Origin of the sequence: Oceanobacillus piezotolerans (assembly GCF_003665065.1) — a bacterium.
GTDB classification, from domain to species: Bacteria; Bacillota; Bacilli; order Bacillales; family Amphibacillaceae; genus Oceanobacillus; species Oceanobacillus piezotolerans.
The window spans coordinates 559,321-575,709 of record NZ_RCHR01000002.1 but is presented as its reverse complement, the minus strand read 5'-3'; the positions used below and the strand labels follow the sequence as shown (position 1 = coordinate 575,709).

The window sequence follows — 16,389 nt, the reverse complement described above, 5'->3', positions numbered from 1 at the left end:
GCGACAAACATGACGAATAACGGTAAACAAATAATGGATAGGAACTTCATATTACGATTCATTTTCTTTGGCAAGATAACGCCCTCCATTTCTATTTAGTTATTGGTACGATATATGTACTTGGCTGTTATACCATAAATTATAAAGAATCAATGTAAAGTTTTAATGGAGTTGGTATGTTTTCTATGTAAAGTCGATAGAGTGCTAACTTTCATTTGACAACTTGTATATACAAGTTTATCATTACTGTGTAAGCGTTTTGATTAAGGAACGGGGAAAGGGTTATAACTGGGATTGAAATACTAATCTGCAGAATGACTTCTGCTCAGAATACAACTAAAATACAAGACGCAAGAATTACTTAAATTATTTAGAATGATATGCGGTAAATGGAGCAAGTTCCGCAAAAACTTAGCGCAAACGCGAAAGTGCTTCTCTGCCCGCTTTAAAGCGCAATATAACTAATGAAACAGGATAAGCTAATAGCAGTATGGAGGGTTCGTTATGACATGGTGGAAGGAAAGTGTCGTTTATCAGATTTATCCAAGGAGCTTTAAGGATAGCAATGGGGATGGAATTGGCGATATTAAAGGGATAATAGAAAAGCTTGATTATTTGAAGGATCTTGGGGTGGATGTGATTTGGCTTTCACCGATTTATCCATCGCCAAATGATGATAATGGCTATGACATTTCCGATTATCAGGACATTATGGAAGAGTTTGGTACCATCCGGGATTGGGAGAAGTTGCTCGATGAAATTCACGGGCGCGGAATGAAGCTGGTAATGGACTTAGTAGTGAACCATTCTTCTGATGAGCATGAGTGGTTCCAAGAGTCTCGTAAATCTAAGGATAACCCATACAGAGATTATTATATTTGGCATCAAGGCAAAGATGGAAAAGAACCGAATAACTGGAAATCCAACTTTAGTGGCTCGGCTTGGCAATATGATGAGGAGACACAAGAATATTATCTTCATTTATTTAGTAAAAAGCAGCCTGATTTAAATTGGGAAAATCCAAAACTTCGCCGCGAAGTCTATAACATGATGATGTGGTGGCTCGATAAGGGTATTGATGGATTCCGAATGGATGTTATTAATTTTATTTCCAAGGTTCCAGGGCTCCCTGACGCACCGAATCCAGAGGGCAAGAAATATGTAAGTGGAAGCAAGTATTATAGAAATGGTCCACGGATTCATGAATTTTTACAAGAAATGAATCGTGAAGTGCTTTCGAAATACGATGTGATGACAGTGGGAGAAATGCCAAGTGTCGATGTAGAGGAAGCAAAAAAATACACAAATGAAGCGCGCAATGAGCTGAATATGGTCTTCCAATTTGAACATATGGGCCTCGATAACGGAGAGGGCGGAAAGTGGAATTTGAAGCCACTTGACCTCCGTGACCTGAAAGAGAATTTGACGAAGTGGCAAACTGGATTACATGGTGTTGGCTGGAATAGTCTATATTGGAATAACCATGACCAGCCTCGGATTGTTTCACGATTTGGAAACGATAAGGAATACCGCGTGGAATCAGCAAAGATGCTAGCGACATGTCTGCATATGATGCAAGGGACCCCATATATCTACCAGGGTGAAGAAATTGGGATGACCAATGTTCGTTTTGATTCAATCGATGATTACAAAGATATTGAAACATTAAATATATATAAGGAAAAAATGGAAGAGGGACAAGACCCAACACAAATAATGGAGTCCATTTATGCAAAAGGTCGCGATAATGGTCGTACACCATTTCAATGGGACGCGACTAAAAATGCTGGATTTACGACTGGCGAACCATGGATTAAAGTGAATGACAATTATCCGGAGATCAACGCGGAGCAAGCAGTTGCGGATCCAGAATCTATTTACCATTACTACCGTGAACTTATTGCGTTGAGAAAAACTCATCCTATCATTGTTTACGGAGACTACACGTTGCTTTTACCAGAACATGAAGAAATCTTTGCATATGTTCGTGCTTATGAAGGGGAAAAGCTATTGGTTGTAACGAATTTCAGTCAGGATAATGTAGAATTCCAGCTTCCGGATGATGCAGATTTTACAGCGAAGGAATTGCTGATTGGAAATTACTCCGTTTCAGAAGGGGATATACGCAGGTTTACGATGAAGCCTTTTGAAGCGAGAGTATATATTGGAAAATAGACAGATATACGTTGTATAAATGTCGGTAATTAGCTTAAAGAAAAGCCTTATCTAGTAAAATAGATAAGGCTTTTATGATTTTACTCCTCTTTTACAGAAATTGCCTTTGAATAGCTTATCACCTTACAGCCTTTAAGATCGTCCTCAGAAAGTAGCCCCAGTTGAATGGCTCCTTTGATTTTGGAGTCATCTGGTTTTCTTACAACCTTAATTAAATCAGACATGTTTAATTCTTCCAGCCTGTCTACCGTATCTTTTTCATGATATTTTTCTGTCCTTCTAATCTGACGTTGCAGCTTGAATCTTCCCTCCGTTATTTCACCTTTCTTATTCAGGCCCACCTCGTGATCAAAATACGTATGAAAATTCTCTTTCAAATCATTCATCTCTGATTCAATCTCTTTTTTCATCTGATGAAGGTCATAGAACCGCTCTATCATTTCTTTTGAAATCTGAATTTCGCTCATCAAATCCTGTCCCTCCTGAATAGGTTGATTTATGAGCAATGAACTAGCTTTATCGCAGCATGTAAACCGGCTGTAACACTCCCGCTTCAAGAAACTCGGTAAAATCATGAGTTATAAGGAAGGGACGGGCAGCCAGTTAACTCCGATCTCTTCAACTTTTATCAGTAGAGGTAAGGAACCCCACTGTTTGAAGATTCACCTTATTAGAAGGGAATTTCCTTCTACCTTTATATAAGACTTAATCCGCCCCCGAACCCGCTATGAGAGATAAATGGGGTGAAGCTAGAACCTTGCTCAATTAAATGGAAGTTTCATACCTTTAATCTTATTTGTTATAAGCTTGAAATATTACTAGGTGATAAAGAAAGCATGCTTATAGGCCTTTCATTCTTCTATCTTTACTGCTGTTACGATGGACAAAGAGATTCTCGCTGATTCACATCTGTTGCCACATTTTCTCTTTGTGATAAGATAAACATATTTGGAAAGCAAGTTTAGGAGATGACAGCTTATGAATATTTTTCAATATAAAGGCTCCGTAATTATCATTGCAGTCTTTTGTTCCATTTTATGGGGGAGTGCCTTCCCAGTTCTTAAATTAAGCTATGAAGAATTACAGATGGCACCAGATGATACGATCGCAAAGATTGTTCTTGCCGGAATGCGATTTTTCTTAGCGGGAATAATTGTTTTGGTGTTTTTATTGTTTATAAACCGAAGAAGTATTTTAGTAACGAGAAGGCAATGGATTGTCCTGCTTATCCTCGGACTTGTCCAGACTTCTCTGCAGTATTTTTTCTTTTATAATGGATTAGCAAAGGTGTCCGGTATGCAGGGGGCCATTCTTTCTTCGAGTGGTACGTTTTTCACCGTTTTATTGGCACATTATTTTTATAAAAATGATCGAATGAGCTGGAAAAAGGCAGTTGGATTAATTGCTGGATTTAGCGGGATTATGATTGCAAACTGGGGACAGGAATTGCAATTAAGCTTTCAGTGGGACGGAGAAGGATTTATGATCCTATCTGGTATGACGACTGCCGTTGCAACCATTCTGGCAAAGGAACTCGCAACAGGCATCCATCCTTTTGCAATTACAGGCTGGCAGCTTAGTCTTGGTGGTCTTGTGTTACTAATCATCGGCGTACCACAGCTTAGTGAACATGCAATGGTATTTACACCGTTTGGCTGGGGGCTGTTCATATATTCTGCTTTACTATCTGCAGTGGCATTTGCCTTATGGTATTCGATTCTGAAATACAATAACGCAGGGGAATTAAGTTTGTATAAATTCATCGTACCTGTCTCAGGTGCCGTGCTTTCTGCTCTGTTTATACCAGGGGAGAGTTTGAATGGTTTTATTCTTGCAGCCATTGGATTAGTTGCAGTTGGGATTGTAATTGTCAATTATCGCGGAAAAGAAACGAAAAGAAAAACAGCCTAGCAGATATGTGCCAGGCTGTTTTTCTCTTTGAGGAGGAAACTTGGTTTAACGGTGGTTTTATAGAAATATCGGCGTTTCTGTACTGTAAAAGTATCCGAATCCTTACTATAACGTCATCCTTAAAGCCTTCCTCGCCAATCGGTCCGCATTGCTATTCTGCTTTTCCGGAATCCATTTGATAAAAAAGTATGGAAAATCTGTATATAGCTCTCGAATCTCTTCTAATAAGGGTATAAACGCTTTATTCTTGGTAAAGTCTTTTTCAATCGTATCAACAACCAATTTCGAGTCCGATCGAAAAGACAAAATCTCAGCCGGAAAATGTGCTTTGCATAGTTTTAATGCTTCCATAACAGCGTGGAATTCTGCTTCATGATTAGTTAATTCACCAAGTGGGATGGAATACTCATAATGCTCTTTATTTACTTTGATATAGATTCCAGCTCCGCTTTTACCAGGGTTTCCGGTTGAAGCGCCATCGGTATATACTTCAATCAATACTTACACTCCTATCAAACTACAGTAATCCTTCTTGCTCAAATAAATAGTCATATGGTATATCGAGAAAGATATAGCGGTCATCTGTTAAGGGATAAGAAAAGGTTCGAATTTGTTCATTTCGGTGAATATCAGTATAGAGATCTGACAGAATGCCTTTTTTCTCAAGGTTCATCCTAATGATATTCTCAAAAAAGTAAGGACGCCAGCTCCAGTTTTTCTGCTTGCCAGCTGGATTCAGTTCCCAGGTCCCATCCTGATTTTTCTCAGCATTTGAAGATAGCTGAATTCCTTCTTCATTGGTGATATACACTCGAAATACAAAGTCATCGCATGCATGGCCGACAGAATCAATTATTTTATCATAAGGATCATCTGGGCTAAGGGCATGAAGCGTTGTAATAAATTGATGATGAATCAAGGAAATTAATCCAAGCTGTGCCTGCATTTTCTTTCGTTCATAGTTAACAAAAAGCTGGAAGTCTCTCTCTATCTTTTCCTTGCAGCAATCAGGTTCTACATAATCCGGCTCAGCCTGTTTTAAATATGTCCCCTGATAATATCTTCCACCATTTCTCCATGCATAATTCAATTGATTGTACGTGGAGATTCCTTTGAATAATAAGGTTGCTCCAATTTTACGTGCAAGCATGGAAAGAGAGTGGTGGACATAGCTATACAAATGTGGCAGATCATCGTCCTTTAAAAAACCTGTATCAATACCAACCAAATTGGGTTTTAGTGTAACTAATTGTTCAAGGCTCCCGTTCCTTTGCCCAACATGGTCAATAGCAATTTGGATGCCCATTGCTTTCATATATTTTAATAAAGCATGTAAGGAATCCATCTCATCCACGATATCCTCATCTTTTAATTGAATGACGATATTGGATAGGTCCAGTCCCTTATCAGCATAGGTTTCGAGGTTAGATAGCAATACTTCGCCATTGTTTTCATGTAGTAATTTTGCATTGTAATTAATAAATAAGACGAAGGTTTCATGTTGCTCAAGGTAAGTATCCAACACCTTATTTAGAATATAGCTGCTAAGTTCAAGCTGAAAGTCTGCAGGTATCTGTGAATCCACGAAGAACCAATTCAGACTATTGTGCTCGTTATTCTTTCCGAAAAAGGAAGCAGAAACCTCATATCCTATAACCCTTTGTGTATCCGCGCTAATAACTGGTTGATAATAGGGTATAACATGTTCTAGGTTCAACATGACGTCTAATGGGTCCAAATTTTATGCACCTCCCATTAATTATGCAATTAGATTGAAACTTTCCTTTATTATAGCATAGGGAATGGCTGTTCCAATTTGTTTTAATTCGAATAAAAAAAGCCAACGGATTCGCTCGGTCTTTGGCGAATGCGTTGGCTCTTATACTGTACGTTTTGTAATATAAAAAAAGCTCTTCTCATAAGAGAAGAGCTTTTTAAGCAGATTTACGCTTTGTTAACGTTAGCTGCTTGTGGTCCACGGTTACCTTCTTCGATATCGAAAGTTACTTCTTGACCTTCTTCTAAAGTTTTGAAACCTTCGCCTTGAATTGCTGAGAAGTGTACGAATACGTCGTCTCCACCTTCAACCTCGATAAATCCAAAACCTTTTTCTGCGTTAAACCATTTTACTGAACCTTTGTTCATGTGAAATTCCTCCTGTGTGCATGTTGCACGTGTATTACTTTTGGCTGTTCAGGATAATAATTCAAGACCGAAGATAATGACTTGTTAGTTATTACATGTATCTTGTATTGCTAGCACGAACATCAATAAGTTGTTTTTAGTATAACACTTCCGAATGAAAAAAGATACCATTTTTATAAATTTGTTTAGAGAAATACTTTAAGATTTAAACTAAAAGATAATCGTTTTATTTTCATGCACCAGAATGCGGTCCTCTAAATGCCATTTCACTGCACGTGCAAGGACACTTCTTTCAATAGATTGGCCAATTTTCTTCAAGTCAGCTTCATTGTCCTCATGGCTGACTCTTTCAATGTCCTGTTCAATAATTGGGCCCTCATCTAAATCATTGGTAACATAGTGTGATGTAGCACCGATCATTTTTACCCCGCGCTGATATGCCCGTTTATACGGATTGGCACCGATAAAGGCAGGCAAGAAGGAATGATGAATGTTAATTAAACGATTCTCAAAATGTTTTACAAATTCTGGTGTCAGAATTTGCATATATCTAGCTAAAATAACGACATCCACATTATACTCTTGCAACAATTTCTTTTGCTCTTCTTCCACCTCATTACGAATATCTTTATTTGCTGGAATATAATAAAATGGGATGCCATGAGACTCCACAATTTCCCGGGCATTTTCATGATTGCTTATCACCAGTGCAATATTGCCCATTAAATCGCCACTTTGCCATTCCCACAATAATTCTAGTAAACAATGAACCTCTTTCGAGACAAAGATGGCCATGTTCTTAAACTGTTCCACATACATAAGCTTCCAACTCATATTAAATTTCTCTGCCACCTGCTGGAAGTCTTTCTCCAATACCCCTTTTTGATTCTCCAGATTGGCGCACTCAAATTCAATTCGCATGAAAAATTCGCCACCTTCAGGATCGAGGGTATACTGCTTAGAATCGATAATGTTAGCATCATGTTCAAATAAGAATTGTGATACTGCTGCAACAATTCCTTGTCTGTCATGACATTGAATAAGAAACCGTGCGCGATTTTTGTTTTTTTCCTTATAGGACTGTAAATGATTTATCTGATAGCTGTTCATGATTAAACCCCTTTTAGCATAATCTTAAAACTTATGGAACATTATACCAATTCCGACCCAAGAAAAACAGCAAAAGTCGACTAGACTTTTGCTGCATAAGCTTAAACAAATTTTAAACAAATTGGCTCTGGTGCTTCCATATCATTTTGAATAAGAGACAGTATTCCTGTTTCTTTATTACGTTGAAATAGAACAAGATTATTGGATTCCTGATTGGCAACAATAAGAAAGCTCTCTGAAGGGTCAAGGACAAAATCACGTGGCCAATCTCCTTCTGTATGGGTATATTCCACAAATTGTAACTTTCCTGTTTTCTCATCAGCTGCAAATATAGCAATACTGTTATGACCACGATTTCCTGTGTAAACAAACCGGCCATCTGAGGAGACGTGGATGGCACTGCCTTGGTTGTTTTCTGTGAAATCATTTGGGATTGTTTTGGCTGATTGAATAATATCGAAGCTTCCGTTATTACTGTCATATTGTAAAACAAGGACTTCAGAGCTTAACTCAGTTACAAGATAAGCGATTGTTTCTCGTTGGGGGTGAAAGACTAAATGTCTTGGTCCACTGCCTGGAGGTGTAGAGAGACGACTAGCTTCTTCCAGTTCCCCACTTTCACTAACCGAATAAGAAAGTACTCGATCACTTCCAAGGTCTACAACAACGAGATATTTTTCGTCTGGTGTCATTCCAGCATAGTGGACATGGGATTTCTCCTGACGATGATCTGGTCCGCTTCCTTCATGCTGGATGGTGGAAACTGCCCGGCTAACACTTCCGTCTTCTTTAATTTGATAGGAATCGACCGTGCCTTTATGATAGTTCGTGCTGAATAATAAGCGGTGGTTTTTATCTGTATTGATATGGCATGGATTTGGCCCAGGAACCAATTGCTTATTAATGGCGGAAAGCGAACCATCTTTCTCGATAGAGAAACCAGCTACTCCGCCTTGTTCACCTTCTTTAATAATGGAATAAAGATATTTTTTATCCTCTGTTATTTTCAAATAAGTAGGACCAGCTATTTCAGCAGCCAGCTTAACATCTGTTATTTTCTTATTCTCTGTATCTAGCGTAAATGAATAAATACCTTTGCTGGTCTTTTTCGTATATGTACCAATATAACCTTTATAGTTCAATTGAGAAGCCCCTTTCTAAAATTCTGTATAAGTTCAATTTTACCCTATTTTATTTTTATTTCAAAACATCTACTTGCTGGTTATTATCGGGGCTGGGAACATAAGAGTTTTATATAAGAAAAGTCCAAAATCTTGGTCAGCAGAGAAATAACGCTCTTTCAGCATTTTGTGCGTTCCTTAATATCCAATGAGCCCCGCTTGCTATTGTGATTGCGGGGTCTCACCTAGGTCTGTCTTAACGAAGAAGTTTGTTTATATTTTCTCTGATGATAAAGTCAGCACTTTTTTGAGATAGAGCGTTTCATGATATTTCGTTCTCATTCATCCTCTAGTTTTAAATCTCTTAGTTTTTTCCTCGCTGTTTTTCCCCAGCTTTTCACTGCTTCCAGCGATACATTCTCGGCTTCGGCAATTTCCTTTAAGGACTTTTCTTCTATAATATGCTGCTTCACCCATTTCCATTGTTTATCGGAAAGGGGAGCCTTTACTCTATTCCAAAAAGTATGATCATCTATCACTTCACTTTTAAGATTTGGTATTAGGGTGGAAGCTTCTCTGCTGCGTTGATAATTCCCATCATTCATCGTTTTCTTTTCGTTTTCCACGATAAGTTCTGTTTTTTCCTGTATGCGATTTTCTTTTCGGATTCTATCAATTAATCGGTTGCGGATTGTGAAGTTAAAATAGGTGGCAAGTGGTCCTTTGTCTGGTTGATATGTCTCGTATGCGTTCCACATCGCTACTAATCCTTCTTGGAAAAATTCATGATGCGGGTCTCGAATGTTTAGTTTTTGGATCTGATAATGGATGCGACGCTCATTCTGCTCTAGAATTTCCTCAAATGTAAAGGTTGGTTTATCCATTTGCATTCCCTCTTCTCTGTATTGGTTTCTCTACTAGTACTATCGAAATTAAAATGTAAAAAGGGGCATCGAAATATAGAATTTATGATTATCCTCCTAAGAAAGATGTGGTTTCATTATAGAACATGCGTTCTATTTTGTGAAGGGGAAGAGGGAACTATTTGGATAAAGAAAGCCCTAAACCTATGAATAATGGCTTAGGGCGATGTTCTATTTTATTTTAAAAATCTCTATTCATTCATTTAGCGGTTGGGAAAGTTTTGCTTTGTGCAATTAATTAAACAAAGTTAATTTAAGACCTTTCCTCCAGCACATAACGGTTTCTTCCTGCTGCTAAACCGAAGAACGTTACAATCATAGAGACGACTAAAATAGTTGCAATTGGAATTGTCCAACTAACAGTTATATCAAATAAGTACCCGATAATTATCGGACCGGCTGCAGCAAGGGCATAACCCAGAGATTGAGCCATGCCGGATAGTTCAGCGGCATGCTTCGAAGTACGGGCACGTAACCCTAATAATGTTAAAGCCAATGCAAAGGTACCTGATAAACCTAAGCCGATAAAAATGGTACTAACAATCATCCAGGCCATCGAACCTCCAATTAGCAGCATGCCATAGCCAATAAAGATAGAAAGTGTGACTATGAGAACAATTACCCTTTGAGATTTAAAACGTTCGGCTAACACTGGAACGAGGAAGCTTGCTGGCAGTCCAATAAACTGAGTGAACGAAAGCATCCAACCAGCTGTAGCCATGCTTACGCCACTGCTATGCAATATCTCAGGCAGCCATGAAATCGTTACATAAAATAAAAATGATTGGAAACCCATAAAGCAGGCAACTTGCCAAGCTAGAGGGGAACGCCACATTCGGTTGTTATCTGACTTTATTGCCTTTACTTCAAGCTGTGTATCTTTAGTTCGGGTTTTTGCGAGATAAGTCCATATTAGAATCCCGATTATCGAAGGGGTTGCCCATACAAAAAGAGCAACTTGCCATCCAAGGTTCATCCCGGTCGCAAGTGGAATACTTAACCCAGATGCAGCTGCAGCAAATGTTCCCATTGCTGTTGAGTAGATACTCGTCATCAGTCCAACCTTATTCGGGAATTTATCCTTAATAAACCCCGGTAATAAAACATTTAAGATGGCAATGCCAACTCCAACAAGAAGTGTTCCTGTGAATAAGAGAAGGATCACTGAAATGGAGCGTACGCTAATCCCGATAAAAAGGAAAATCATTCCTAATAATAATGCTATTTCGTATGAATAGCGATTAGCTAGTCTAGGCGCTAGTGGTGATATAATTGCAAATGCAATCAGCGGCAGACTTGTTAATAAGCCAGCACTCCAATTTGATAGCTCTAAATCATCTCGAATCAGACCGATAAGTGGACCGACAGAGGTTAAGGCCGGTCTTAAGTTAAAAGCAACAACAATTATCCCCACAATTAGAAGAAATAAATAAGATCGTTTCATTTTTACTGATTCAATTTCCACTTTCATCAAGATACTCCTTTCTTGGCAGGAAAGAATTCATAAACTTCTTATCTGCATATGTACAGGCTAGTCGAATACTTTTTTTAGAACGCTCGCAACAGGGTAATTCCATCTATTTAATATAGCACATCGAAATAGTCCTGATAGCCCTATTTTTCTTGTTTTGAAAAAGAAGGGATTATTTGAAGAATTATAAATACATATTGCCATAATATTCTATTAAAACTATAATGAAGGATAACTTGGGATTACGAAAAAGGGAGAGGTGTACGTTGCCGATAAATATACCAAAGGAATTACCAGCGAGTGATTTGTTAAAAGAAGAGAAGATTTTCGTCATGGATGAGGACAGGGCCAGGACACAAGATATTCGGCCATTAAGTATTCTTATTTTAAATTTAATGCCGGAGAAGGAAAAGACGGAGCTTCAGTTATTGCGTCTGTTAGGAAATACACCATTACAGGTGAATATTACATTCTTAAGAACTGCTACCTATCGGTCAACACATGTAAGCAGTTATCATCTCGATACATTTTATACGACGTTTGAAAAAGTGAAGGATCGTCGTTTTGACGGAATGATTATTACTGGTGCACCGATTGAATTATTGGATTTTGAAGAGGTTAATTATTGGCAAGAATTGACGGAGATTATGGATTGGGCGAAAGAAAATGTTACCTCTACACTAAATATTTGCTGGGGAGCACAGGCTGCATTATATCATCATTACGGGGTGGATAAATATGAGTTGCCTGCGAAGTATTTTGGCATCTTTAATCATACGCTGGCTGATCCGACCGTAAAGCTAGTCCGAGGATTTGATGAGGTCTTTCGTGCACCACATTCCAGACATACAGAAGTAGTAAAAGAACAGATTGAGAAGCATCCTGATTTGAATCTGCTAGCTGAAACTGACGATGGCTCTCCATTTATTATCATGTCGAAGGATTCAAGAAACATTATGATTACTGGTCATTTGGAATATGATGCAACAACACTATTGGATGAATATAATCGTGATAGAAGTAAAGGAATGAATATTGATATCCCTGCTAATTATTTTCCAGATGATGATGATTCCAAACAGCCATTACATACCTGGCGTTCATATAGTCATCTATTATTTTCAAATTGGCTTAATTATTATGTCTATCAACTTACTCCGTATGAATGGGGCGATAAGCAGAGAACCTGAAAGGGTTCTCTATTTTATTGCCTTAATAGTTGCAGGAATTATATTAGCATCAATGTGAATACTTTACGTATTCATCTCATATCCATAGTTTACGAGAGAACATCCAAGAACCTGGAATTTCAACTAGGAGCATAAAAAACAGTGAGGCCAATCCCTCACTGTTTACAGCCTCCAATTAATTTCATCTTTCCCTATCTCCGTCAGAATACGGTTTGTTTTGGAAAAGGGTTTGCTTCCAAAAAAGCCGCGATGTGCAGACAATGGACTTGGATGGGGTGATTTTATAATATGATGCTTCGTTGTATCAATTAACGTTATTTTCTTTTGGGCAGCTGCACCCCAGAGCAGATAGACAACCGGATCTTTTTTTAAGTTTAATGTCTCAATAACACGATCTGTAAATGTTTCCCAGCCCTTTCCTTTATGTGAATGTGCCTCACCCTGCCTGACAGTTAGAACTGTGTTGAGCAGCAGTACGCCTTGCTTCGTCCAATCTACGAGGTAACCGTGATTAGGAATGGGAACTCCTACATCATCCTGTAATTCTTTGAAAATATTTCTTAAAGAAGGGGGAATGGCTACATTTGGCTTTACTGAAAAGCTGAGACCATGTGCCTGATTTGGCCCGTGGTAAGGGTCTTGTCCTAATATAACTACACTAACCTTTTCAAAGGGTGTCAGGTGCAGGGCATTAAAAATGTTGTCCATTTCGGGATAGATAGTCTTTGTTTGATATTCCTCTTTTAGAAAGGATCTTAGGTTTTGGTAATAGGGCTTAGAGAATTCCTCCTCCAGCAAGGGTGCCCAGTCGTTTGTTAAGATTTGCTTTGTCAATGGTATCCCTCTTCCTAATTAAATAGGTTTAGCTTGTTCTTTTTCATCTTGAGAGATGATATGACGGAAATAGTAGACAAACACACCGCCATCTGATATTTGTCTTTCTGAAGCGCCTATTTTAACAAAGGTTTCCAGCTGCTGCTCAGATTCTTGTATGGAAAGTTTGGTGTTTGCTGCCAGTTCGGCGATCGTAATCTTCCCGTTTAAGCTTGTGACAAGCTTGAGAATCTCGTCTTCAAGTAATCCAGCCATTCGTTTTTTCGCTGATTTTCTTGCATAACGGCATAGTAAGATTCCTATACCTAAGGGGATTACTCCTAATATAATGACAAGCGCGATGTCCGTACCAAGATTAGACTCGCCAGCTCCATAATTCGTATCAATAACATATACGGTAAAAAGACCTGAAAATAGAAAGCCAATCACAGTAACAAAGATTCCAATTATAAAAACGAGCGCTTCTTTTACGTTCATTTACTTCACCTCATACATATTCTGAGTCATATTATAACCCTTGTCAATAACAAAATAGAGACTAATAGACTGGGATAAATACAGCCTTTATAAGGGTAATGAAGGGTAAAATCTGATAGGATAGAAGTATTGGGATTGATAGAGAAAGAACGAAATAAAAAGGAGGTAAGTAATGGACTTTAAAGGGCATTTTGATAAGCAGCAAATGGAAAGATTAAAGAAACAGGGGAAAAGAACGGGTTGGATAGTTGGAGCACTTCTACTGATATTTATACTCGGAATTCTATCTATTAAGTGGGTAACCGATTATATTTGGATGGATTCTCTTCAATTTGAAACAGTCTTTACCACAATTCTTACTACAAAGATAGTACTGGGTACGGTTGGATTCCTTGTATTCGCGATTATAACGTATATCACCGTATCTTGGATCTATCGAGCCTACAACAATCATTTTGATTCCCATCAATTACCACCTTTTTTGCAACAAAAGAAGGTAATAAGATTGCTAATGGCTGCGATTTCATTATTTGTTGGTCTGATTGGGAGTGTCACCGTCCAAGGGATTGGATGGGAACCAGCATTAAAACTGATGAATTTCGCCACTTTTGGGGAAAGTGATCCATTTTTCAACATGGATATCTCTTTCTATATGTATGTTCTGCCGTTTTTGCAATTTATCATTAATTTATTATTAAGTTTTAGTATTTTACTTCTTATTATGGAAGTTCTTGCTTATTCCGTATTTCATATGTACCGGATGAGTAAGACGGCACAGTGGCAATTAGGTATTACTATACTTATCACAGGTATTTTAGTCGCGGCTTCGCACTTACTTGCTCCATTTGAAACAATGCTTACGAATCAAGTAAATATGTTTCAGGAGAGCGTGGTCCATGGTTTAAGTTATACGGATCGTATGATTAACATTCCGGTTTCATTAATTCTAGCAGCAGTTGCACTAATAGGTGCGGTTTGGATTATCCTTACATTGCGAAAAGGAAACTTGAGAAAGATACTTACACCAGTTATCGTATATTTTGCAATAATGGTTCTAGGACAAGGAGCATCCATCGTAGTTCAGAATTTCGTCGTTTCTCCAAATGAATTTAACAGAGAAGCTCCATATTTAGAGCATAACTTAAATTATACTAGAGCTGCCTATGAATTAGAGGACATGCAAGAGACAGAGCATCCTGGTAATGTGGCTTCTTTGAGTGGAGATTTATTAGAAAGAAACACGGAAACGGTTGAAAATATCCGAATTAATGATTCAAGACCACTATTAGATATATATAATCAGCTGCAAACATTCCGGACATATTATCAATTTAATGATATTGATATCGACCGTTATAAAATTGACGGAGATTATCAGCAGGTATTTATCGGTGCAAGAGAATTAAATACCGAAGATCTGCCAGATCAAGCACAGACCTGGGTAAACCAGAACCTCCGTTATACACACGGATACGGAATTGCAATGAGTCAGGTGAATGATGTTACTTCACAAGGGCAGCCAGAGTATTTGGTTCGTAATCTTCCACCTCAAGGGGTCATCGATGTAAATCGACCACAGATTTATTTCGGTGAAGAGGATTATGATAGTGTTATTGTCAATACAGAAGTGAATGAGTTTGACTATCCTGCTGGGGATGAGAATATGACAAGTCGCTATGAGGATAGTGATGCAGGAATCCAGTTAAATGGGTTGAATCGTCTTCTATTTGCCTTGGATGAGGGTTCATTCCGAATTCTAGTATCTGGACAGGTTAACGGTGATAGCCAGCTGTTGCAAACGAGAAACATTATGGATCGGGTAGAGCGGATCGCACCATTTTTTGAATATGACAATGATCCGTATATATTCATCCGCGATGATGGGAGCTTAGCTTGGATGCTTGATGCATATGTGATAGAAGAGGGCTATCCGTATGCAGAGAGCTATGAGGGGCGAAAGAATTATATTAAGAATCCAGTGAAGGTAGTTGTCGATGCTTACAATGGGGATGTTCAGTTCTATGTAACAGACCCTGAGGAGCCGATTGTACAGACGTACATAAATATGTTTCCTGAATTATTCACAGAAGAAATTCCGGATGATGTGCGTGCCCACTTCCGTTATCCAGAACAGTTATTTGAGATTGAAGCAAGAATGTATGGAACGTATCACATGACGAATCTGGAATTATTCTACAATCGCGAGGATTACTGGCAATTCCCTACGGAGCGTTATTATGATGAAGATATTGAAATGAATCCGTATTATATCACAATGAAATTGGAAGAGGATGTCGATGAAGAATTTATTTTGATGCTTCCATACACTCCAAGGAACAGGCAAAACATGATTGCATGGATTGGTGTACGGAATGACGGTGAAAATTACGGTGAAAAATTTGTATATCGATTCCCTAAACAGGAAAACGTCTATGGGCCGCAGCAAATCGAGAACCGAATAAATCAAGATAGTGAAATTTCCCAAGAGCTAAACCTTTGGTCACAAGGTGGCTCATCGGTTATCCGAGGAAATTTACTAGCCATTCCGATAGAGGATACCATTTTATATGTAGAGCCAATTTATATTGAATCATCAAATGAAACATCTCTGCCTGAAGTGAAGCAAGTGGTACTTGCCTATGATGATTATATTGTCATGGAAGCTAATTTTGAGAAGGCCCTGGAAGAATTGCTTCGACTTGTTGAAAGTGGTGTGGCGCCTCGAACTGAGCCACCTGCTGATGGAGAAGGCGTAGAGGAAGCGCCGGAATCAGAGGAAAGTACTGATCAAAACGCTCCAATATTAAATGCAGACGAAACATTGCAAGAGCTTTCTGATTTATTTACTGCCTATCAAGATGCATTAGCAGAAGGAAATTGGCAGGAAGCGGCTGATTTGATGACAGAAATTGAATCCATATTAGAATGAGAAAAGGAGCGTGCTGTTGGGCACGCTCCTTTCTGTTACTGTCACGCTCGAGAGCATCTGGACTGTATTATTTGCAGGCGGACAGTAAATGTTAAATTCGAAA

At 38.5% G+C, this 16,389-nt stretch carries 14 protein-coding genes; 4 read left to right on the top strand and 10 right to left on the bottom strand.

Annotated elements, in window-relative coordinates; all coding sequences use genetic code 11:
• Positions 1–504: 504 nt before the first annotated feature.
• Positions 505–2,175, top strand: a complete 1,671-nt coding sequence (locus D8M04_RS07085) for a glycoside hydrolase family 13 protein (RefSeq protein ID WP_121522205.1) — start codon at positions 505–507, stop codon at positions 2,173–2,175.
• A gap of 80 nt (positions 2,176–2,255) precedes the next feature.
• On the opposite strand, the gene D8M04_RS07080 is transcribed toward D8M04_RS07085, so the two are convergent.
• Complete coding sequence (locus D8M04_RS07080) at positions 2,256–2,642, bottom strand: hypothetical protein (protein WP_121522204.1); 387 nt, start codon at positions 2,640–2,642, stop codon at positions 2,256–2,258.
• A gap of 511 nt (positions 2,643–3,153) precedes the next feature.
• On the opposite strand from D8M04_RS07080, the gene D8M04_RS07075 reads away from it, so the two are divergent.
• Positions 3,154–4,086 (top strand): DMT family transporter, encoded by a 933-nt coding sequence (locus D8M04_RS07075; protein ID WP_121522203.1) that lies wholly within the window; start codon positions 3,154–3,156, stop codon positions 4,084–4,086.
• 105 nt (positions 4,087–4,191) lie between these two features.
• Here the strand turns inward: D8M04_RS07075 and D8M04_RS07070 are convergent, their stop codons facing one another.
• From D8M04_RS07070 to D8M04_RS07040, 7 genes are all read right to left on the bottom strand, one after another.
• Positions 4,192–4,584: a ribonuclease HI family protein gene (locus D8M04_RS07070; RefSeq protein ID WP_121522202.1), complete on the bottom strand. Its 393-nt coding sequence runs from the start codon at positions 4,582–4,584 to the stop codon at positions 4,192–4,194.
• Between the two features lie 19 nt (positions 4,585–4,603).
• On the bottom strand, positions 4,604–5,824 hold the full coding sequence (locus tag D8M04_RS07065; RefSeq protein WP_121522201.1) for an EAL domain-containing protein: 1,221 nt from the start codon (positions 5,822–5,824) through the stop codon (positions 4,604–4,606).
• Between the two features lie 206 nt (positions 5,825–6,030).
• Complete coding sequence (locus D8M04_RS07060) at positions 6,031–6,231, bottom strand: cold-shock protein (protein ID WP_121522200.1); 201 nt, start codon at positions 6,229–6,231, stop codon at positions 6,031–6,033.
• 210 nt (positions 6,232–6,441) lie between these two features.
• A complete protein-coding gene (purU, locus tag D8M04_RS07055) occupies positions 6,442–7,341 on the bottom strand; it encodes a formyltetrahydrofolate deformylase (RefSeq protein WP_121522199.1) in 900 nt (299 codons plus the stop codon).
• A 101-nt stretch (positions 7,342–7,442) separates the two neighbouring features.
• Positions 7,443–8,483 carry a lactonase family protein gene (locus D8M04_RS07050; protein ID WP_121522198.1) on the bottom strand — a complete coding sequence of 347 codons (1,041 nt, stop codon included), beginning with the start codon at positions 8,481–8,483 and terminating at the stop codon, positions 7,443–7,445.
• Positions 8,484–8,800: 317 nt separating this feature from the next.
• Positions 8,801–9,346, bottom strand: a complete 546-nt coding sequence (locus D8M04_RS07045; protein WP_121522197.1) for a sigma-70 family RNA polymerase sigma factor — start codon at positions 9,344–9,346, stop codon at positions 8,801–8,803.
• A 292-nt stretch (positions 9,347–9,638) separates the two neighbouring features.
• Positions 9,639–10,856, bottom strand: a complete 1,218-nt coding sequence (locus D8M04_RS07040) for a CynX/NimT family MFS transporter (protein WP_121522196.1) — start codon at positions 10,854–10,856, stop codon at positions 9,639–9,641.
• A gap of 266 nt (positions 10,857–11,122) precedes the next feature.
• Here D8M04_RS07040 and metA point away from each other — a divergent pair, with 266 nt between their 5' ends.
• On the top strand, positions 11,123–12,046 hold the full coding sequence (gene metA, locus D8M04_RS07035; RefSeq protein WP_121522195.1) for a homoserine O-acetyltransferase MetA: 924 nt from the start codon (positions 11,123–11,125) through the stop codon (positions 12,044–12,046).
• Positions 12,047–12,208: 162 nt separating this feature from the next.
• On the opposite strand, the gene D8M04_RS07030 is transcribed toward metA, so the two are convergent.
• Positions 12,209–12,880: a uracil-DNA glycosylase gene (locus tag D8M04_RS07030; protein WP_121522194.1), complete on the bottom strand. Its 672-nt coding sequence runs from the start codon at positions 12,878–12,880 to the stop codon at positions 12,209–12,211.
• An 18-nt stretch (positions 12,881–12,898) separates the two neighbouring features.
• Positions 12,899–13,357, bottom strand: a complete 459-nt coding sequence (locus tag D8M04_RS07025; protein ID WP_121522193.1) for a hypothetical protein — start codon at positions 13,355–13,357, stop codon at positions 12,899–12,901.
• Positions 13,358–13,529: 172 nt separating this feature from the next.
• Between D8M04_RS07025 and D8M04_RS07020 the strand changes: the two genes are divergently transcribed.
• The gene (locus D8M04_RS07020; protein ID WP_121522192.1) at positions 13,530–16,286 is read left to right on the top strand and encodes a UPF0182 family membrane protein; all 2,757 of its coding nucleotides are present in this window, start codon (positions 13,530–13,532) and stop codon (positions 16,284–16,286) included.
• Positions 16,287–16,389: the final 103 nt, after the last annotated feature.

Coding starts and splice junctions, on each gene's coding strand:
- D8M04_RS07085 (WP_121522205.1), top strand. CDS start 505: ATGACATGGTGGAAGGAAAGTGTCGTTTATCAGATTTATCCAAGGAGC.
- D8M04_RS07080 (WP_121522204.1), bottom strand. CDS start 2,642: ATGAGCGAAATTCAGATTTCAAAAGAAATGATAGAGCGGTTCTATGAC.
- D8M04_RS07075 (WP_121522203.1), top strand. CDS start 3,154: ATGAATATTTTTCAATATAAAGGCTCCGTAATTATCATTGCAGTCTTT.
- D8M04_RS07060 (WP_121522200.1), bottom strand. CDS start 6,231: ATGAACAAAGGTTCAGTAAAATGGTTTAACGCAGAAAAAGGTTTTGGA.
- purU (WP_121522199.1), bottom strand. CDS start 7,341: ATGAACAGCTATCAGATAAATCATTTACAGTCCTATAAGGAAAAAAAC.
- D8M04_RS07045 (WP_121522197.1), bottom strand. CDS start 9,346: ATGGATAAACCAACCTTTACATTTGAGGAAATTCTAGAGCAGAATGAG.
- D8M04_RS07040 (WP_121522196.1), bottom strand. CDS start 10,856: ATGAAAGTGGAAATTGAATCAGTAAAAATGAAACGATCTTATTTATTT.
- D8M04_RS07025 (WP_121522193.1), bottom strand. CDS start 13,357: ATGAACGTAAAAGAAGCGCTCGTTTTTATAATTGGAATCTTTGTTACT.
- D8M04_RS07020 (WP_121522192.1), top strand. CDS start 13,530: ATGGACTTTAAAGGGCATTTTGATAAGCAGCAAATGGAAAGATTAAAG.